Raw genomic sequence first — 21272 nt, forward strand, 5'->3', positions numbered from 1 at the left:
TAGCCAAAAAATAGGTAGAAAGTAAAAATAACGCATTGATTATTCGTCATTTCCTTTTTTATTACCTACCTTTGTGCCAATTTATTTTTAGATGTTTTTAAAACAATAAGTTTTTAGATGAACGTAATAACGAAAACAATTTCATTGCCTGATGGGAGAACTATCAGCATTGAGACCGGGAAAGTGGCAAAGCAGGCCGATGGTTCGGCTGTCGTTCGTATGGGCAACACCGTGCTCCTTGCTACTGTTTGTGCCGCAAAAGATGCAGTTCCTGGAACCGATTTTATGCCTTTGCAAGTTGATTACAGAGAGCAGTATTCTGCCGCAGGGCGTTTCCCTGGTGGCTTTACCAAACGCGAAGGCAAGCCTGGCGACAACGAGATTCTTACCTCGCGCCTTGTAGACCGCGTTTTGCGGCCCTTATTCCCCTCAAACTACCATGCAGAAGTTTATGTAAACGTGATGCTGTTGTCGGCTGATGGTGTTGACCAACCCGACGCTTTGGCCGGTTTGGCCGCGTCTTCGGCAATGGCATGTTCAGATATTCCCTTCGATTTCTACATCAGCGAGGTTCGCGTTGCAAGGGTTAACGGCGAATATGTAGTTAACCCCACCTTCGAGCAAATGAAGGAAGCCGACATGGATATCATGGTGGGTGCAACCAAAGACAACATCATGATGGTGGAAGGAGAAATGGACGAGGTTACCGAACAAGACCTTATTCAAGCTCTTAAGGTGGCTCACGAGGCCATCAAGCCCATGTGCACCATGCAAGAAGAACTGGCTAAGGAACTGGGTAAAGACGTTAAGCGCGAATATGAACACGAGGTGAACGACGAAGATTTGCGTAAGCAGATGAACGACGAACTGTATCAGCCCGTGTACGACGTTACTAAGCAGGCTCTGGCTAAGCAAGAACGTCACGACGCTTTCGATAAAATCGTTACCGACTTCTTGGAGAAGTACGACGCCGAAAATACCGAAAAGCTTACCGCCGAAGAACTAGAAGAGAAGCATGCATTGGCTGCTCGCTACTACGACGACGTGTTGCGCGACGCCATGCGCCGTTGCATCCTCGACGAAGGCAAGCGTCTCGATGGTCGTAAGACCGACGAAATTCGTCCCATCTGGTGCGAGGTAAATTCGCTTCCCATGCCTCACGGCAGCGCCATCTTCACCCGTGGCGAAACGCAAAGCCTCTCTACGTGTACCTTGGGCACAAAGCTCGATGAGAAAATGGTAGACGATGTGCTCGACAAGAGCTACATGCGTTTCCTCTTGCACTATAACTTCCCTCCCTTCTCAACAGGCGAAGCCAAGGCACAACGTGGTGTTGGCCGTCGTGAAATTGGTCACGGACACTTGGCTTGGCGTGGTTTGAAGGGTCAGATTCCCGCAGATTATCCCTACACGGTTCGTGTGGTGAGTCAGATTTTGGAGAGCAACGGTTCTTCGTCAATGGCTACCGTATGTGCCGGAACACTCGCCTTGATGGACGCTGGTGTACCTATTAAGAAACCCGTTAGCGGTATTGCCATGGGTTTGATTAAGAATCCGGGCGAAGAGAAGTATGCTATCCTTAGCGATATTCTTGGTGACGAGGATCACTTGGGCGATATGGACTTTAAGACAACGGGAACGAAAGACGGACTTACTGCCACGCAAATGGACATCAAGTGCGACGGCTTGAGCTTCGAAATACTTGAAAAGGCCCTGATGCAAGCTAAGGCTGGTCGCGAGCATATCCTTGGTAAGCTTACCGAAACGATTGCCGAACCACGTCCCGAACTTAAACCCCAAGTTCCACGCATCGTGCAAATCGAAATTCCCAAAGAGTTTATCGGTGCCGTTATTGGCCCAGGTGGAAAGATAATTCAGCAGATGCAAGAAGACACGGGCACAACCATTACCATCGACGAAGTGGATGGCAAGGGCAAGGTTCAGGTCAGCGCACCCGACAAAGCCAGCATCGATGCAGCCCTTTCGAAGATACGTGCCATCGTGGCCGTTCCCGAAGTGGGAGAAATTTACGAAGGTACCGTGCGTTCGGTTATGCCTTACGGCTGCTTCGTAGAGATTATGCCAGGCAAAGACGGATTGCTACACATCTCTGAAATAGATTGGAAACGCCTTGAAACGGTTGAAGAAGCTGGCATCAAGGAAGGCGACAAGATGCAGGTGAAACTGCTCGACATCGACCCCAAGACGGGCAAGTATAAGCTGTCTCGTCGTGTATTGATGGAGAAACCCGAAGGTTATGTAGAGCGCGAACGCCGTCCGCGTGGCGACAGACCTGAAAGGGGAGAGCGCCGTGGACGTGGCGAACGTCGCGATCGCGAATAAAAACGAACTTAGTGAATGAAAGTTTGGGCACACGATAGTATAGCCCCAACCGACATTTGACTTTTAGTATAATTACTAAATTCATGTTTCGATGAGCCGTCTTTTACATAAAGGCGGCTCATCTTTTTGTATGGGGTTGGCGATTAAAAGGGCTTTCCTCTCCCTTTTGGAGAAAGGGTGGGGATGAGTCTTTGCTTTTTCTCGCCGCAAAACCTCATCGTTGGCACCCCCAACTAACAAGCCCGTGTAACGAGCTTTTTCATCTCCCATCTTGTTCCATCTATCTTGTACGGGTGTTCCAGCTTAACTGGAATCCTGTTCCAACTTAACTGGAACCTTCTTCCAACTTATCTGGAATACTGTTCCAACTAAGTGGGAACAAGGCGTTTTGTAAAAAAGCTTAGTACAAGGGCTTGCTGGCGGCCTTTCGAACGTTATGCTTTAGCGATTTGAAATGTTGCAGGAAGCGGTGCAGACCGCTTCACAAACGCCTCCATTTGTATATTTTTTTGTTAGTTCGGGGTAAGAAATTGTTTTTTTGAGCAAGAGCATATAGGTATTTGTTTTTTATCTAATCTTTCTCAAAATGCACTGTATCTTATCCCGAATTCACGTATAATCTGCATTTCTCAACGCATAAACATTCTGCCAATTTTCGAGCATTTTAGTACAAACTGAACACATTTAGTGGCTATGCACTTGACATAGAAAGTATTGCTGAAATGTTAAAAAATAGGGGCTAGGTAAAAAATATGTTCAAAAAGTTGGTGATATGTAAAATAATATGCGTAACTTAGCTGGCGATAAACGAAGGGGTCTTTGCCACTGAAAAGCTCAACATACCGTGAACGACATTTAGTTGTGCAAACAAGACTTTTCTTCAACTAAACAAAATCTTAAATTCTACCCAAAATGACGGTTACACAGATTCTCTCATGCATCATTGCACCTGTGCTAATGCCTCTATTTACACGCCGTGAAGATTGGAAAGTGAAAGTGTATTTTTGTGTGCTCTGCGCGCTTTGCACGCCGTTGGCTGGCATTCCGCTCTTTCTTTTCTTGCGTAAGTTCTAACCTTCTGGCTTGCTTTTAGTGAAGCCTAATCTTGCTGGGCATAGCCTACGGCAGCGCAGCAAGCGGGGAACGTCGCGCGTTTTCACCGCAATTGCAACATGGCTCTTTTGACGAACACAAGCCATGTGGCGATTAAATCTACACCTTACACGTGGATGCGAGGTGGGGAGAAACTTGCGACCGCATTCTATTAGTGCGTTAACAAGTAGGCCCATAGCTAGGTCGTGTTCTTTAAAATTGCAACTACTTACAAGCTTAAAAGCTGAAACCGCAAAACCTCGCAATGCCATTTTTTAGAAGCCAACTTAACTCAAAACCTCACAAACTCACCTCTTTAAACACTTAAATCCTTGTTATCTTTTGGTTGTTTGAGAAGAAATCAGTAATTTTGCACCTCAAAGCGAGAATATAACAATAAATTAAGATAAAGCAATGAAAAGAACATTTCAGCCCCACAATCGTAGAAGGGTGAATAAGCACGGCTTCCGTGAGAGGATGTCAACTAAGAATGGTCGTCGCGTTTTGGCAGCTCGCCGCGCGCGCGGTCGCAAGAAACTCACTGTTTCTGACGAACATCACGGCAAATAAGCTACGGATTCACACCGTATGACGACATTGCAAGGCAGCGATGAAACGAACCTGTTTCATCGCTGCCTTGTTTTTTGTTGCGGGTAAACGTCAACAACTGGGCGGAGAAGGCAGAACGGCCAGTTCGGCAATACGCCCAATGCGGGAGAGTTGAGTTGAGAATCGTCGTTCTGATTGGCCTTGTCCGTACCGCCTGCCACATAAAATTTATCTGCCATTTCCCCGCACAAAAACACAACCGCGACTACCTGTTTCCAAAGAATTATTGCTACCTTTGCGGTCGCAAAAGCCATGAAATAAAACAATAAATTATCATGAGAAAACTAGTTTTACTTCTTATCACAATCCTCGCAACGCTCACCGTGCAAGCACAAGGCGAGCATCTTAAGTTTATGGGCATAGAAATAAAGGGCTCTATCACCGAGTTTCAGCAACACCTTCTTACAAAGGGACTTCGCGTTTCGTATGTGTCGAAGGGCCTGCCCGAGGGACAGCGTGTTTACGATGGCCATTTTTCAGGATATCCGGCACAAGTGGTGGTCTTCTTCAATGCTCGTACTCGTCAGGTGTTTCGTGCCAAAGTGATGATAGACCGACAAGGGCGCGATCAAGCTACGAACCTACTTAACGAGCTGATGGCTAAGCTAGACTTGAAGTATGGGGCTGAAAATCGCCGCTCGCACGACTTTACCGATGAGTATATGCATAAGTTCAAGCAAAGCGCTTATACCATTTCCAACGGAGAAATAGATCTGTTTGTTACTTCAACGGGCTATGTCGACCTAGACACGTTCTACGTAAACATCGACTATAAAGACGCCACAAACACAACCAACAACACCATTGACGAACTGGAAGACCTGTAAGTGCTAGGCTGACAATGACTTCTGGCCCATTGAAATGTCTAAGGCCTGCATGCTTTAAGGCTTTTAGGTGATCTAACCGGTTGATGAGTTGACAAGTGAAAGGTTCACTTTTTTGTGTTTTGACATAAGAGACATAAAACGAAAGAATGGAATTAACCCACCCCATAAGTATGCAAGCGCGGAATACAAACCGTCTTTTCGTCTTTGTTCAGTGGGTAGGCTAATAAGTTCGTGAGTTTTTTAGTTGTTAAGTTTGTGAGTTTATAAACTTGTGCGTGCATGGTTTCGTGAGTTGTCAAGTTAATAAGTTTGTGAGTTTACCTGTTGGCGGACTTAATTTAGGGCGTACTAAATTAAGTCCGCCAATAAGTTCATTATTCTAAGTCTTTACTCTTCGATAATTTTACCGCCGTCCCTTTATATTGAAAATCAAGACAACTTCTAACTTCTTTTTTTGAGATAGTTCTCAAATTAGATTGTAATTCTCTACATATTGTATGGCCTCAATAGTATTGTTAACTCCAAGTTTTTTTAATACGCTTGTTCTGTGAGTCTTGATTGTAGATGCTGAAACAGAGAGATATTCTGCTATGTCCGCTATGCTTTTACCATTTGCACAATGCCCAATAATAACTATTTCCATATTAGTTAAATGTGGATTATTGGTTTGCACCCATTCGTCGTTTCTCAATTCAAGATGATAGTTAACTTCGGGTAGTTTGATAAGCGCATTCCCAATTTGTTTCCTTGTCGAATACGTTAACATGCACAATCCGAGTATAACATCCTTGTTAGTATCAAATAAACAAGGAGTTAACGATATGTGTATCATCTCCCTACGTATAGAGGCATTTATTGACAAATCAAAATGCAGGGTAGAAGACTCTATATGAGCATGAGACTTTTTCAGTAATGCAAAATACGATTTAAGCACATTACTTATATAGCGTACCTGCCTTTCGTCAAGCACGTCTTCAATACTTCTCGTTTTCTTATTTCCAAATTGTTGTAATTTAGATATAATGGATGGTGAGACGTATAGGAAAGTACAACGTTTGAAATCAATTAAAACAATTTTTCCATATCCAAGCCTATCGCAAGCTTGTGCACTTTTCACATAAGGAGAAGTATCATCTATGACTTGAAACCCGATATCCGTTGTGTCGTCTATCTCCTTTAGTCCTTTGATTATATCTATAATCGTCATGTTTGTTTTCTTATTTCTCATACAAAAGTATGATTTTTATATTATTCTTGCAAGTTTGCTTTAAAATTATTTTGAGGCGCCTATATATTTTATAATTTTGTTATCATGGGTTTAGTGCCCGTAGCCGTAAGAAGACACATAGACAAAAAATTATGATGCACATTTATTAGTTTGATCAGATGGCAAAAATTCTAACTATCATTTTGGCTGTTTCATGGTCGATGGCCATCGTGGCGCAAGAGAAGGTGACAGGGCATGTGTATGACCCGTCACACAAGGCTATAGTAGGAGCGACTGTTGTAATGCTCAGCAGTCCCGATTCCACCTACATTTGTGGCGAGGTGAGCGATGACCAAGGCCGTTTCATCATGCCACGACCGCAGGGCGAATGGATGATTGCAGTGTCGTGTCTAGGATATGAGACCGCCATCGTCAGGCCGGGCAGTGGCGACTCAGTGTCCATCGTTCTCCGCGAGGTACAGCATCAGTTAGACGAGGTGAAGGTGAAGGCTTCGCGCCCTATGTCGCAGCTGACCCGTGACGGCTTTCGCTATGCCATCCGCGGTACGACTCTCGCACACGCAGGAACCCTAGAGGATGTGTTGGTGGTGATGCCACTCATGAGAAAGACGGAAAGTGGGTACGATGTGATGGGCAGAGGACAGGCCGTGTTCTTTGTTGACGGCCACCGCATATACAATTTTTCGGAACTTGGCCATCTCTCGTCTGATGCCATCAAGAGCTTGGAGGTGGTCACAAATCCAGGCTCTGAATACGATGCCTCTATCAAGGCCGTGGTCCGGGTGACAACCTATACCAATGTTGCTCAGGGGCTAAGCGTTGATGCCCGCTCGACATGGTACCAAAACCGCAACACTAGCGCGATAGAGCAGATTAATTTGCGCTACAGCGCGCGGCGGTGGACGGTGTACGACAACTTTGAATACAGGTCGGACAACTACCTGAAATGGAAAGACCTCACCCAAACAGTCCATGTTGACACACTGTGGAATGAAGTCAGCAATGAACAGGAGCACCGTAAGCACAACCGTGTGGAGAACACGGTTGGCCTAGACTACCATATTGCTGGACAGTCGTATGTCGGTGGACGCTACATGTTGACCCTCGACACTCGCAACCGCATGGATTTGAGTTCTGTCAATCGTATCTCTGCAGACGGCCAACCATACGACCTACTGCACACCGATGGACAGGAACGCGGGCACAGTAACCCGAGCCACCTAATCAACGTTTATTATTCTGGAACCGTCAACAAATTCAAGATCAATACCGACCTCGACTACCTCCGCAGTACGACAGAGACAGATAATGCTTATGACGAGACAAGTCAGACCGGCCGTAGTCGGACGTTCTCGGCTGTCAGTCATGTCAACAATAGACTGCTGTCGCTGCGTGTCTCAGTCGGACACAAGCTGTGGCGTGGTGATGCAACAGTGGGAGTGGAGTATGTCCACACTCGGCGCAACGACGACTACGCCAGCACCCTTGGCGAGATGCCCACATCGCAGAGTCTGCTGAGGGAGACGCAGCGCGCGGCTTTTGCCGACTACTCTGTGCTTACTGGAGTGGGTCTCTTCGGGCTCGGCATTCGTGCGGAGAATTCAGAGTTCACCTTCCATCCTGGCAATGGCGAGGCAGATGTGAACCAGTCTGTCTTCAGGGTCTATCCCAATCTCTCGTGGGGCATCCGCGTCGGACAATTACAGGCCCAGTTGCTTTACTCCACTGAAGTTAGCCGGCCCACATATCGTCAATTAAGCAAGAACGTGCTCTATGGTAGTCGTTATACTTGGCAGATGGGCAACCCGCTGCTGCGACCAGAGTACGTACATGAATTAACGCTGCAAGGCGTGTGGTGGATAGTTCAGTTCCAGTTAGGTTACTCTGACACCCGCAACGCCATCATCAACTGGGGCACGCAGTCGGCTACACATAGTGCAGTGTCGATAATGTCTTATCGCAACCTGTCGTCGGTCAAGCAGATGCGTCTGGCAGTGGTCGTCTCAAAGGGATTCGGAGCGTGGACGCCCCAACTTACGGCAGTGATGAACAAGCAGTTCCTTCACTTGACAACAGGTACGGGTCAGTACAACTTGAGCAGTCCCATCTGGGTTGTCAAACTATCCAACAACTTCCAGATAGGCCGTGCGCTATCACTCTTCCTCACTGCCGACTATCAGAGCCAGGGCGACTACCGAAACGTGCATCTCAGCCGCGACATGTGGTCGGTTAACTTCAACGCAGTCAAGACACTGTTCCATGACCGTCTGAGTGTGCAACTCAAGGTCAATGACATCTTCGACAGCAAAAAGGACCGCAATGACATCTACAACGACCAGATGGTGATGCGTCTGCTAAACCGATACGACTTCAGGGCCGTCTCAATAACCCTGCGATACAAGCTGAATAGCAAGGACCATAAATCCCACAGTCACAGCGATGCTGACCAAGAAATCAAGCGATTGTAATTAATTGAACGTTTTCGTTAAGCCAAATGAACAATGTCGAGCTTGCTCGAACATTGTCATGGCGAGAAAACGCACTTTTCGAGGAACGAGAAAAGAACTTTCGGAAGTAGCTTATAATCCTTTGTCTTTCTCGAATGGGGTGGTTAATACGATGTGCCTTGTAAAAGATTAGGTGAACTTGTGGGCTTATGAACTTGTGGGTTGACAAGTAAATGAGTTGGCTAGTTAGCAGTAAGTTAATAGGCGAGGTTGTTCGTTTCACCTTTGCTAGTGGGAAGGTAATAAGTTTGTGAGTTTGTCTGTTGGCGGAGTTAATTTAGCGCGTGCTTAATTAACTCCACCAACGAGTTTATTATGCTAATTTTTCTTTTCGATAATTTTACCGTCATACCTAATTATATAATTCCTAACTTTCTGCGGAGAACCTAATGATATAGTCTTAACTTTAACAGAAAAGTTCTTATCAATTTTGAAGGATGTGATCTCCTCCAACTCAGGGCCACCTGGTTCATACCAAATGCCTTCAACATACAGGTCTGATATAACGGTATTATTCTTTATTGTCAACAAATAAAAACGATAGTCAAAATCCCCGCAATCCATTGGGACTAAGATCAAAGACACGTCTCCTTTATTGGGTAAAGGTAGATATCTGAGCTTGTTTCCTCCATCACAAAGAAACGCTGAAGCACCTTTCAACAACTTACTTTCTATCAGATTGTATTTCACTGTCTTTATATCAATACGTTTATCGTATGGCAATGTTTCTTTGCTCTTCACCAAGGGGCACTTATTGGTTAATGATATGGCTTGCCAGTTAATACGCTCTCCTACACAAGAAGACTTTGCCTCTTGTTTTGAATAAGTTAGCCTTTGCTCTGGGCCAAATGCTTTCTTTGAAGTAGCTTTACATGCGCATAGAGCCAAGAAAGATAAAATAATAACACATCTCATATCTAAATTCGTTTGTGTAATTAAATAGATAAACATGATTAAGAGACCTTACATGTCAGTGATTCCTAGCGACTTGGTTGCGTTTAAGTCATTAAGTTTAAACCAAGATATGCACAGCCTTTACACAAAAATCGTCAAAATCAATGAGATATACAAGCAATTCTCTGAAAACTTGTCAACGAATATGCCAACATTCCTCGCAGTGGTTCGGTTATATTCTCACCTTTTGGGGTCGTTTGGCAGGTTTGATGTGCTTGGTTTATCAGTCGTGCTTGGCTCTTGAAGCACTTCAAGTCTTTAATGTAGCTAAGAGTTCCAATGCTATTGGATAATCTTGCCCACTTATAAATCCTAAAAATGCGATGCGTTCTAGCTGCTTTAACCTTGTATTTCCCTATAAAAGCTAGCCTTTCAATCCCAACCAACTAATGCCAATAACGCCTTAAAAATTCTCTTTTAACATAAATCTTCTTTGACAATTAGCACATTTTGTGGAGAAAAGTGGGGGAAGATGGGGAAAAATGATTAACTTTGGCGGTAGTTTCCATCTAATAGAAGAGAATGCGATTTTTGGGTAACACAGAAGCGAAGACAGATGCGAAGGGAAGGGTTTTCTTGCCCGCCGCTTTCCGCAAGGTGCTGCAAGCATCGGGCGAAGAAAGTCTTGTGCTCTGCAAAGACCTGCACCAACCTTGTTTGGTGCTCTATCCCGAGAGCGTTTGGAACGAACAGATGGATGCCTTGCGCAACCGCTTGTCGCGCTGGAATGCCACGCACCAACAACTTTTCAGACAATTCGTGTCTGATGTAGAGTTGGTTACGCTCGATGGAAACGGGCGTTTCCTCATCCCGAAGCGCTATATGGCGATGGCACAGATAAGCCAAAGCATTCGCTTCTTGGGTATGGGCGACACCATCGAGATATGGAGTGAGGCCAATACACAACAGCCTTTTGTGGCTGCTAACGAGTTCGGAACGGCCATAGAGGCCATTATGGCACAACCGGAAGGAGAAAACCAATGATCAACGACAACATCACAACAGCCCAAGGCTATCATGTGCCGGTGCTTCTTACCGAGAGCGTAGACGCCTTGAACATCGTTGAAGGCGGTGTTTATGTAGACGTTACTTTTGGCGGAGGCGGACATACGCGCCATATCCTTTCGAAGATGGACGCCACGGCACGACTTTTCAGCTTTGATCAAGATGCCGATGCCGAAGAAAACACCCGTAGAGAAGGGCCCGAAGGGCAATCGCCGCTGGCTGACGACAATCGGTTTACCTTCGTGCGGAGCAATTTCAGATACCTAGACAACTGGATGCGTTACTATGGCGTAGACCATGTAGACGGCATTTTGGCCGACCTTGGCGTGTCATCGCACCACTTCGACGACCAAGAACGTGGTTTTTCCTTCCGCTTCGATGCGCCACTAGACATGCGTATGAACAAGAGTGCCACCTTAACGGCAGCGCAGGTGCTGAACACCTACGACGAGGAAAGGCTGGCAGACGTGTTTTTTCTTTATGGCGAAATAAGGCAGTCGCGCCGCATCGCTTCGGCCATTGTGAAGGCTCGGGCCAAAGCAGCCGTGCATACCACGCAAGAATTTGCGGCCATTGTTGAACCTTTCTTCAAGCGCGAACGCGAAAAGAAGGAGATGGCTAAGCTTTTTCAGGCGCTGCGCATCGAGGTAAACAACGAGATGGATGCGCTTAAAGAGATGCTGCAAGCTGCATCCGAATGGCTCGGCAAGGGAGGCCGACTGAGCGTAATAACCTACCACAGCCTGGAAGATCGTATGGTGAAGAACTTCATGAAAACAGGAAACGTGGAAGGGAAACTATCGCAAGACTTCTTCGGACGGGCACAAACGCCCTTCACCTTGGTGAACAATAAGGTGATTGTGCCAACCGCCGACGAACAACTACGTAACCCACGGAGCAGAAGCGCAAAACTTAGAATTGCAGAAAAGAGATGAACGATAAAGATAAAAATACGGGCGAACCCGACATTCGGTTTACAGTGGAGCAGCCGAACGAAGGTCCCGACGCGGTAGAGGTGCTAAGGAACATCGCCAAGAAAGAGAGCGAGGCTGCCAAAAAGGCGGTCGCGAATGGCGGAAAACACCCGAACGGAACCGAAGCAGATAACCAAGAAAACACGAATGAAGACAAGGCGCAAGCCGATAAGGAAACAATGGCCGATGATCTGCCCACGCTGAAAGAGGCCATCATGGAACAAGCCACCGAGAGCGACGCCCCATTGACGTCGAACCTCACCTTTATGAAAATCATCGGTGGTGATATTCTCAATACCTCCACCATACGCAAGCAAATTTGGTTGCTATTACTTATCACGGGATTTATCTTTGTATACATCGCCAATAGATACAGTTGCCAACAATATCTCATCGAGATAGACCAACTTACGAAGGAGTTGCAAGACGCCAAGTATAAGTCGCTGTCGAGCAACAGTCAGATAACAGAGAAGAGTAGGGAAAGTCAGGTGTTGCGATTGCTTCGCGTAAGCAACGACACGACACTGCGCATGCCCGACCAACCACCATATATAATAAACGTTCCCGAAGAATGAGCAAGTTCCAATCAAAGAAAATCATGCCTCGCTACACCTTCATCACCATATTGATGACGATGGTGGCCATAGCGGTGATTGGCAAGACGCTCTATGTGATGACTGCCAAACGTGACTATTGGATGGCTGTGGCCGACCGACAGAAGAAAGATAGCGTGAGCGTTAAGCCCATGCGCGGGAACATTTTGAGCAGTGATGAGCAGCTGATGGCCTCTTCCCTGCCCGAATATAAGCTTTATATGGACTTCAACGCTCTACGTGAGGCCAAGAATGACTCGTTGTGGGAGGTGAAACTCGATTCTATTTGCGACGGTCTTCATAACATCTTCCCCGAAAAATCGGCCGTAAGCTTCAGGCGCCATCTAGAAGAAGGACGCAATAAGCAAAGTCGACATTGGCTGTTGTGGGACAAACGCGTGGACTATAACACCTATACCGAAGTGCGTACGTTGCCCGTTTTTAACATGTCGAAATATAAGAGCGGCTTCCACACCGAAGAGTACAACGCCCGCCAACGTCCATACGGTTCGCTGGCAGGACGTACCGTGGGCGACATGTATGGTGCGAAAGACACGGCGCGCTTTGGATTGGAATTGTCTTACGATTCCATTTTGCGCGGTTCTAACGGTATCATCCACCGTCGAAAGGTGCTCAACAAGTTCCTCGATATCATGGATACGCCTCCCATCGATGGTGCCGACATCGTTACGACCATTGACGTGAACATGCAAGACTTGGCCGAACGCTCGCTGCTCGAAGAGATGAAGGAGATTAGCGCAAGGGTAGGTGTGGTGATTGTGATGGAAGTTGCCACGGGCGACGTTAAGGCTATCGTGAATATGGAACGCTGTTCGGATGGCGAATACCGAGAATTGAAGAACCATGCCGTGAGCGACTTGCTCGAACCGGGTTCGGTATTCAAGGTGGCGAGCATAATGACCGCAATGGACGATGGACTAATTGATACCTCGTATCAGGTGAACACGGGTGGTGGAACATGGCCCATGTATGGTAGGGAGATGCGCGACCACAACTGGCGACGTGGCGGATACGGCGTAGTGTCGGTGTCGCGTGCGTTGGAAGTGAGTTCGAACATTGGCATTAGTCGGGTAATCGACCAATATTATCACAACAACCCCGAGAGATTCGTTCGTGGCATATACCGCCTGGGATTAGCTCTCGACTATCAGATACCACTCGTGGGCTCGTCGCCTGCAAAGATACGTATGCCCAAGAAAGCTCCTAATGGGCAATGGCTCAATTGGAGCAACACGGCCCTGCCGTGGATGAGCATTGGATATGAAACGCAAGTGCCGCCCATTTCGATGTTGGCCTTCTACAATGCCATAGCCAATAATGGTAAGCTAATGCGTCCCCGATTTGTTAAGAAAGTGTCGAAGGGAGGCTTAACCATTATGGAGTTCCCGCCTGAGCCAATGAAGGGCTACGAGCAGATATGCAAACCCCGAACGGTAAAGCTGATGCAAGAGGTGCTGCGCAAGGTGGTGAGTCAGGGTTTGGCAAAGAAAGCTGGCTCGGAGCTTTTCCAAGTGGCTGGAAAAACAGGTACAGCGCAGATGTCTAAAGGTGCGGCGGGATATAAGAGCGGAAGTGTAGACTATCTGTTGAGCTTCGCGGGTTATTTTCCTGCTGATGCACCGCGATACAGTTGCATAGTCTGCATACAGAAAACGGGCATCCCCGCTTCGGGTGGACAGATGTGTGGTCCTGTGTTTAAGAATATCGCCGAGGGTATAATGGCAAAAGACATCAAGCTAGATGCCCGCGATGCCCGCGACACTGCATCGGTATTGTGTCCCGAAGTGAAGTCGGGCAACGTGCTTGCAGCCGACAACGTGCTGTCGCATCTTGGTGTAAAGACCTTTGCCGATTGGACGGCGAACAGCCTTAAAGGTAAAGCTGTATGGGGACATGCCACCATTCAGGGCGGCAAAGCCGTGTCGTTGAAAAGGGTTAAGCAGTATGGCCGTTCGCAAATGCCCGACGTGCATGGCATGGGAGCACGCGATGCCGTGTATCTTGTGGAAAGTAGAGGCATAAAAGTAAGGCTCGTGGGACGCGGTAGGGTGGTAAAACAAAGCATAGAACCAGGAACACCGCTGAAAATGGGCATGAGGTGCGAGCTGGTTTTAGAAGGATAAATGAAACATTAGGTCATGGCGAGGGGTGCGAGACACCTTAGGCGCACGCCCCTTTCGTTAGCCGAAATAAAAAGATAACTATAATGACACTTAGCAGTATTTTAAAGAACGTGAAGCCCCTAAGCGTGGTGGGTAACGCCGAAGTGGAGATAACGGGCGTAGATATCGACTCGCGAAAGGTGGGTGAAGGCCATCTCTTCGTGGCCATAAAGGGCACGCAGGTAGACGGACACACGTTTATCGACAAGGCTGTGGCACAAGGTGCAACAGCCGTGTTGTGCGAAACGATGCCCGACCAGCTGCCCCAAGGCGTTACATTCGTGCAGGTGGAGAGTACCGAAGACGCCGTTGGACCCGTCGCAACCATGTTCTATGGCGAGCCTTCGAAGAAGTTGAAGCTTGTGGGCGTTACTGGGACGAACGGTAAAACCACCATCGCCACCTTATTATATGATATGTTCAGGAAGTTCGGACATCGCTGTGGGTTGCTCTCTACCGTGTGCAACTACATCGAAGACGAAGCCATACCTGCCGATCACACCACACCCGACCCCATTGCGCTTAACGCCTTGTTGCATCGCATGGTGGAAGCGGGGTGCGAATATGTTTTTATGGAGTGCAGTTCGCATGCCATTGCCCAGAAGCGCATTGGCGGATTGACCTTCGCAGGCGGCGTGTTCTCGAACCTAACACGCGACCATCTGGACTATCATAAGACCTTCGAGAACTATCGCAATGCCAAAAAGGCCTTCTTCGACATGCTGCCCAAGCAGGCATTTGCCATTACCAATGTCGACGATAAAAATGGAATGGTGATGGTTCAGAATACGCGCGCCGCGGTGAAGACCTATTCAACGCGTAGCATGGCCGACTTTAAGGCAAAGATTTTGGAGTGTCACTTCGAAGGAATGTACCTCGAAATAAATGGTGCAGAGGTTGGTGTGCAGTTCATTGGCAAGTTCAACGTGAGCAACCTGTTGGCCGTTTATGCCACGGCAGTGATGTTGGGCAAGCGTCCCGAAGATATTTTGTTGGTAATGAGTACCCTGCATAGCGTCAATGGCAGGCTTCAACCCCTGCGTTCGCCCGAAGGTTACACCGCCATTGTTGACTATGCCCACACGCCCGACGCCTTGGAGAATGTGCTAAATGCCATTCACGAAGTGCTGAACGGTAAAGGAAAGGTTATTACCGTTTGTGGTGCGGGTGGCAATCGCGACAAAGGTAAGCGTCCATTGATGGCTGTTGAGGCTGTGAAACAAAGCGATCGCGTGATAATAACCAGCGATAACCCACGCTTTGAAGACCCGCAAGCCATTATCAACGATATGCTAGCAGGACTTAATGCGCAGCAAATGAAGAAGGTGGTTTCTATCGTAGACCGTCGCGAAGCTATTCGTACGGCATGCATGATGGCCCAAAAAGGCGATGTTGTGCTTGTAGCAGGCAAGGGTCACGAGGACTATCAGGAAATAGAAGGCGTTAAACACCACTTCGATGACAAAGAGGTGGTGAAGGAAAACTTTTAACAAAGCCTCACCCCCAAACCCCTCTCCAAGGGGAGAGGGGAGTAAAATGCCTTGCAAATTAAAAGCAAAAAGATGATCAGTTACACAAGGCATACGGCTTAACTCCCTACTCCTTAACTCCCCAACTCCTCTCTATGAACTCATAAACTTACAACCTCATAAACTCAAAACATGTTATATTATCTCTTCCGCTTCTTAGAACAGTTCGGCATTTCGGGAGCCCACATTTGGGGATACATCTCGTTTAGGTCGTTATTGGCCTTAATATTGTCGTTGGTTATATCAGCATGGTTCGGCGAGAAGTTTATCAAATACCTCAAAAGAAAGCAAATAACCGAGGTGCAACGCGACGCTAGTATCGACCCCTTTGGTGTTCAGAAGATTGGCGTACCCAGTATGGGCGGTATCATCATCATCGTTGCCATACTCGTTCCTGTGCTTTTGCTGGGTCGATTGCGTAACATCTACCTCATCCTCATGGTTATTACCACCGTGTGGTTGGGCTTCTTGGGTGGCATGGACGACTTTATCAAAATATTCCGCCACAACAAGGAGGGACTGAAAGGCAAGTATAAGATTGTGGGACAGGTGGGTATCGGACTTATCGTGGGCCTTGTTCTATGGGCATCGCCCGACGTGAAGATGAACGAGAACCTTGCTTTACAGCGCAAAGACAATACCGAGGTGGTGGTGAAACACCGCAGCGAGGCGCGCAAGTCGCTCAAAACAACGATCCCTTTCGTTAAAGGACACAACCTGGATTATTCGCGCGTGATGTCGTTTATGGGTAAATACAAGACCGCGGCGGGATGGGTTCTCTTCGTGATAATGACCATTATCGTGGTGACGGCAGTGAGCAATGGGGCCAATCTCAATGACGGTATGGACGGAATGTGTGCCGGTAACAGCGCCATTATAGGTGTGGTGTTGGGCATTTTGGCCTATGTCAGTTCGCACTTAGAGTTCGCCGCCTACCTCAACATCATGTACATACCCGGTTCGCAAGAACTGGTGGTATTCTTTTGTGCCTTTATTGGCGCGCTCATCGGTTTCCTTTGGTACAACGCTTACCCTGCGCAGGTGTTCATGGGTGATACAGGATCGCTCACCATTGGCGGAATTATCGCCGTGGGGGCAATCATTATCCACAAGGAATTGTTGCTACCCATACTCTGCGGCATCTTCTTTGTGGAAAGCTTGAGCGTGATGTTACAGGTGTATTATTTCAAGATGGGCAAGCGGCGAGGTGTAAAGCAACGCATATTTAAGCGTACGCCTATACATGATAACTTCCGTACACAAGACGATCAGCTAGACCCCGAATGTCATTATGTGATTCAAAAGCCGAGGTCTGTGGTGCACGAATCGAAGATTACCATTCGATTTTGGATTATAACCATCATCTTGGCCGCCCTAACCATCATCACACTTAAAATAAGGTAGGTTAAAAATAGGTCCTATATATAATAAGGTGTCGCCCCATTCGATAACTGACGACGAGCCGACACCACAACGACAAACAACAAAGAAAAAGCAGAAATGGACAGAATAGTGATATTAGGCGCAGCCGAAAGTGGCGTGGGAGCTGCCATATTGGCCAAGCAAAAGGGCTTCGACGTATTTGTTTCGGACATGGGACCCATCAAGGACAAGTACAAGCAGATGCTCGACAGTCACGGCATAGACTGGGAAGAAGGACGACACACGGAAGTGAAAATACTCAATGCCAAAGAGATTGTGAAGAGTCCGGGTATCCCCAGCCAAGCCCCCATGGTGCAGCAGGCCATAGCTAAGGGTATCGGTATTGTCAGCGAGATTGAGTTCGCGGGCCGATATACCGATGCCAAGATGGTGTGCATCACGGGAAGCAACGGCAAAACCACGACAACGTCGCTCATTTATCACATCTTTAAGACCGCAGGCTATAACGTAGGATTGGGTGGAAACATAGGCCGAAGCCTCGCCTTACAGGTGGCAGAGGGTGCACACGATTGGTATGTTATCGAGTTGAGCAGCTTCCAGCTTGAAGATATGTATCGCTTTAAGGCACATATTGCCGTGTTGCTCAACATCACACCCGACCATCTGGATCGCTATAACTACCGCATGCAAGGTTATGTAGACGCTAAGATGCGCATATTGCAGAACCTAACGCCGCAAGATTATTTTATCTATTGGGCCGACGACCCCGTGGTGAAACCCGAATTGCAGAAGTATGACGTGTCGGCACATGTATGTCCCTTTGCCGAAAACAGCGAAACGGGCATGGCTGCATACGTTGCGGATGGACAGGTAACGCTACCCGCTCCCCTCGATTTCACTATGCCGCAAGACCGCCTGAGCCTACCAGGCAAGCACAACCTCTATAATTCACTGGCTGCTGCATTGGCTGCACGCGCTGCCGGCATTCCTCAGAGTGTTGTTGAACAAGGTCTTAGCGATTTCCCCGGCGTGGAACACCGCATGGAACGCGTAGCAACGATGCATGGTGTAAACTACATCAACGACTCGAAAGCCACCAACGTAGACGCTTGTCGCTATGCGTTGGAGGCTATGAACACCCCAACGATACTCATCATTGGAGGCAAAGACAAGGGTAACGACTACGAACCCATCAAGGAGTTGGTGAAAGAAAAGTGCGCCGGATTGGTGTATCTTGGTGCCGACAACACCAAACTGCATCAGAATTTCGACCAACTGGGCTTGCCCGTGGCCGACACTCACAGCATGAAAGACTGCGTAACGGTCTGCGCCAACATGGCTAAGAAGGGCTACACCGTGCTGTTGAGTCCCTGTTGCGCTAGCTTCGACCTCTTCAAGAATATGGAAGACCGAGGTGAGCAATTCAAGACATTGGTACGAAACCTCTAATTCCCCAAACGTCAATGGCAGTTAACAAATCCTTAGGCAATCTCTTCAAGGGCGACAAGGTGATATGGATGATATTCTTCTTCCTCTGTCTCATCAGTGCCATAGAGGTGTTTTCGGCATCCTCTTCCCTTACTTATAAGGGCGGAAGCTACCTCGCACCCATCATCAAACACCTCGGAATATTGTTCTTGGGTATTGTCTTCATGGTGTTTACGGTGAACATTCCCTGCCGATATTTTAAGGTGCTAACGCCCTTTCTGCTGCTCTTTTCATTTGTAACACTTATTTGGGTGCTCTTTGGAGGACAGAGCACCAATGGTGCACAACGATGGGTAAGCCTCTTGGGCATACAGTTTCAGCCCTCCGAAATAGGTAAAGGAACGCTCGTTTTGATGGTGGCTCAGGTGCTTAGTGCCACTCAAACCGAGCATGGAGCCGACCGCAAGGCCGTCTACTGGATAGCTTTTGGCTTCGTCATCATCATTCCCATACTTTTAGAGAACCTCTCCACGGGCCTACTCATTTGTATGGTTATCTATATGATGATGATTTTGGGGCGTGTGCCTGTGTCTCAGTTGGGAAAAATATTGGGTGTTGTGGTGCTTATTGCTGGTGCAGCGCTATCGTTCGTGTTGATTTTTGGTCATGCTAAGCAAACTGAAGCTCCCGAACAGACCCTCACCGAGAACGTAGCGCCACAGAAAGAAGAGAAAGGCATTTTTGGTAGTCTGTTCCATCGAGCCGACACTTGGAAGTCGCGTATCTACAAATTCGTGAAGCACGAGGAAGTTCCACCCGAGAAATTCGACCTCGATAAGGACGCGCAAGTGGGTCACGCCAACATCGCCATTGCCTCTTCCAATGTCATTGGGCAAGGTCCAGGCAACTCGGTGCAGCGCGATTTCCTATCGCAAGCCTTCTCCGACTTCATCTACGCAGTGATAATCGAAGAGACGGGCATTATAGGTGCAGTCTTCGTAGCCATGCTTTACGTGGTGTTGCTTTTCCGAACGGGTAGGATAGCCAACCGTTGTGAAAACAATTTTCCCGCCTTCTTGGCCATGGGGTTAGCCCTTTTGCTGGTGACGCAGGCTTTGTTCAACATGTGTGTGGCCGTAGGCTTAGTGCCCGTAACGGGTCAGCCGCTGCCTCTTATCAGTAAGGGCGGAACCTCAACCATCATCAATTGTGTCTACATGGGCGCAATAATTAGTGTAAGTAGAACTGCAAAGAAAGCGGAAAAACTAACAAAAAGTGGTGTGACAGAAAAAAAATGAGTACTTTTGCAGTAAGAAGCGAGTGTCAGGCACAAGCCCCCGATAAGGGGTTTGCAGAATAGGCTCGCTCTGTATGCAGAATAAGGGAGGGTAGAAAACCAAGTGAAGACTCGGCGCGAGTGGGTGAACAAACAGCGAAACCATTACTTTCTCGTATCCCCCACACCAATCCAAACAAGCAAAGAATGGAAAATAACTTGAGAATAATTATCAGCGGTGGCGGCACAGGAGGACATATCTTCCCTGCCGTGGCCATTGCCAACGCCCTAAAAGCCAAACGTCCCGATGCGCAGATACTCTTCGTTGGCGCGTTGGGCAGAATGGAGATGCAGCGCGTTCCCGCAGCAGGATACGACATCAAGGGATTACCCATCAGCGGTTTCAATCGAAAGAACCTCTTTAAGAACTTCGCCGTGTTGTTCAAAATATGGAAAAGCCAACGCATGGCCAAGCGAATTATCAAGGATTTCAAGCCTATGGCAGCTGTGGGAGTAGGCGGATATGCCAGCGGACCCACGCTTAACCAATGCGCGGCGATGGATATTCCATGCCTCATACAAGAACAAAACTCGTATGCGGGTGTAACAAACAAGCTGTTAGCCAAGAAAGCCAGTAAGATATGCGTGGCCTACGAAGGTATGGAACGCTTCTTTCCCAAAGACAAAATCGTGCTTACGGGCAATCCCGTACGTCAGCAGTTGCTCGACACCCAACTGACAAAGGCCGAGGCGCTGCGCGCTTTTGGACTCGAACCCACCAAGAAAACCATCCTCATTGTTGGTGGAAGCCTTGGCGCACGTACACTTAACGAAAGCGTGATGGCACATCTCGACGAGTTGCGAAATAGTGGCGTGCAGGTTATTTGGCAAACGGGCAAGAATTATTTCGAAGAAATCAAAAGCCAGTTGGCCGAGAAATCGCCAATGCCGGCACTTAAACCCACCGACTTCATTGCAGATATGGGCGCCGCCTATCGTGCTGTCGACCTCGTGATAAGTCGTGCTGGAGCCAGTAGCATTTCCGAATTCTGTCTCATTGGCAAGCCCGTGATACTGGTGCCGAGCCCCAATGTGGCCGAAGATCACCAAACAAAGAATGCCATGGCCTTGGTAAATAGGCAGGCTGCACGCTTCGTTAAGGATGCTGAAGCCACCGAAAAGCTTATCCCCATGGCCTTACAAACAGTTAATAACGACCAAACCCTAGCGCAATTGAGCCATAACATCAAACAGATGGCACTCAGAAACTCGGCCGAAACCATTGCCGACGAGGTGATAGCCCTAGCTCAGGCGCATGCGGCCAAAAAACGTTGAAAGAAC

General features: G+C 47.8%; 15 protein-coding genes. 13 read left to right on the plus strand and 2 right to left on the minus strand.

All coding sequences use genetic code 11. The features are described from left to right. Window positions 1-117 precede the first annotated feature (117 nt). The 3 genes from pnp (at window position 118) to F453_RS0102865 (ending at window position 4871) form a co-directional block, all read left to right on the plus strand. Window positions 118-2343 carry a polyribonucleotide nucleotidyltransferase gene (gene pnp, locus F453_RS0102845; protein WP_018966647.1) on the plus strand — a complete coding sequence of 742 codons (2226 nt, stop codon included), beginning with the start codon at window positions 118-120 and terminating at the stop codon, window positions 2341-2343. Window positions 2344-3849: 1506 nt separating this feature from the next. Continuing rightward, window positions 3850-4005, plus strand: coding sequence for a 50S ribosomal protein L34 (rpmH, locus tag F453_RS14905; protein WP_009228614.1), 156 nt, complete (start codon window positions 3850-3852; stop codon window positions 4003-4005). A gap of 314 nt (window positions 4006-4319) precedes the next feature. Then, the gene (locus F453_RS0102865) at window positions 4320-4871 is read left to right on the plus strand and encodes a hypothetical protein (protein ID WP_018966649.1); all 552 of its coding nucleotides are present in this window, start codon (window positions 4320-4322) and stop codon (window positions 4869-4871) included. Window positions 4872-5337: 466 nt separating this feature from the next. Here F453_RS0102865 and F453_RS14910 read toward each other — a convergent pair whose 3' ends face one another. Next, window positions 5338-6099: a response regulator transcription factor gene (locus F453_RS14910; protein WP_018966650.1), complete on the minus strand. Its 762-nt coding sequence runs from the start codon at window positions 6097-6099 to the stop codon at window positions 5338-5340. A gap of 1121 nt (window positions 6100-7220) precedes the next feature. On the opposite strand from F453_RS14910, the gene F453_RS16035 reads away from it, so the two are divergent. Then, window positions 7221-8567, plus strand: coding sequence for an outer membrane beta-barrel family protein (locus F453_RS16035; RefSeq protein WP_234398465.1), 1347 nt, complete (start codon window positions 7221-7223; stop codon window positions 8565-8567). A 357-nt stretch (window positions 8568-8924) separates the two neighbouring features. Here F453_RS16035 and F453_RS0102880 read toward each other — a convergent pair whose 3' ends face one another. After that, a complete protein-coding gene (locus tag F453_RS0102880; RefSeq protein ID WP_033404121.1) occupies window positions 8925-9521 on the minus strand; it encodes a hypothetical protein in 597 nt (198 codons plus the stop codon). Between the two features lie 561 nt (window positions 9522-10082). Here F453_RS0102880 and mraZ point away from each other — a divergent pair. The 9 genes from mraZ (at window position 10083) to murG (ending at window position 21266) form a co-directional block, all read left to right on the plus strand. Then, on the plus strand, window positions 10083-10544 hold the full coding sequence (mraZ, locus tag F453_RS0102890) for a division/cell wall cluster transcriptional repressor MraZ (protein ID WP_018966654.1): 462 nt from the start codon (window positions 10083-10085) through the stop codon (window positions 10542-10544). Then, window positions 10541-11500 carry a 16S rRNA (cytosine(1402)-N(4))-methyltransferase RsmH gene (gene rsmH, locus F453_RS0102895; RefSeq protein ID WP_018966655.1) on the plus strand — a complete coding sequence of 320 codons (960 nt, stop codon included), beginning with the start codon at window positions 10541-10543 and terminating at the stop codon, window positions 11498-11500. The genes mraZ and rsmH overlap by 4 nt, the downstream gene beginning before the upstream one ends. Then, the gene (locus F453_RS0102900) at window positions 11497-12114 is read left to right on the plus strand and encodes an FtsL-like putative cell division protein (RefSeq protein ID WP_018966656.1); all 618 of its coding nucleotides are present in this window, start codon (window positions 11497-11499) and stop codon (window positions 12112-12114) included. Before rsmH ends, F453_RS0102900 begins: the two co-directional genes overlap by 4 nt. Next, window positions 12111-14276, plus strand: a complete 2166-nt coding sequence (locus F453_RS0102905) for a PASTA domain-containing penicillin-binding protein (RefSeq protein ID WP_018966657.1) — start codon at window positions 12111-12113, stop codon at window positions 14274-14276. The genes F453_RS0102900 and F453_RS0102905 overlap by 4 nt, the downstream gene beginning before the upstream one ends. An 83-nt stretch (window positions 14277-14359) precedes the next feature. After that, window positions 14360-15805 carry a UDP-N-acetylmuramoyl-L-alanyl-D-glutamate--2,6-diaminopimelate ligase gene (locus tag F453_RS0102910; protein WP_018966658.1) on the plus strand — a complete coding sequence of 482 codons (1446 nt, stop codon included), beginning with the start codon at window positions 14360-14362 and terminating at the stop codon, window positions 15803-15805. 171 nt (window positions 15806-15976) lie between these two features. After that, entirely contained in the window at window positions 15977-17248 is a 1272-nt protein-coding gene (locus tag F453_RS0102915) for a phospho-N-acetylmuramoyl-pentapeptide-transferase (RefSeq protein WP_018966659.1), read from the plus strand. 96 nt (window positions 17249-17344) lie between these two features. Next, a complete protein-coding gene (gene murD, locus F453_RS0102920; RefSeq protein WP_018966660.1) occupies window positions 17345-18676 on the plus strand; it encodes a UDP-N-acetylmuramoyl-L-alanine--D-glutamate ligase in 1332 nt (443 codons plus the stop codon). A 14-nt stretch (window positions 18677-18690) separates the two neighbouring features. Beyond that, window positions 18691-19953: an FtsW/RodA/SpoVE family cell cycle protein gene (locus F453_RS0102925; RefSeq protein ID WP_018966661.1), complete on the plus strand. Its 1263-nt coding sequence runs from the start codon at window positions 18691-18693 to the stop codon at window positions 19951-19953. 185 nt (window positions 19954-20138) lie between these two features. Then, window positions 20139-21266 (plus strand): undecaprenyldiphospho-muramoylpentapeptide beta-N-acetylglucosaminyltransferase, encoded by a 1128-nt coding sequence (murG, locus tag F453_RS0102930; protein WP_018966662.1) that lies wholly within the window; start codon window positions 20139-20141, stop codon window positions 21264-21266. Window positions 21267-21272 lie beyond the last annotated feature (6 nt).

The organism is Hoylesella loescheii DSM 19665 = JCM 12249 = ATCC 15930 (genome assembly GCF_000378085.1).
Lineage (GTDB): Bacteria > Bacteroidota > Bacteroidia > Bacteroidales > Bacteroidaceae > Prevotella > Prevotella loescheii.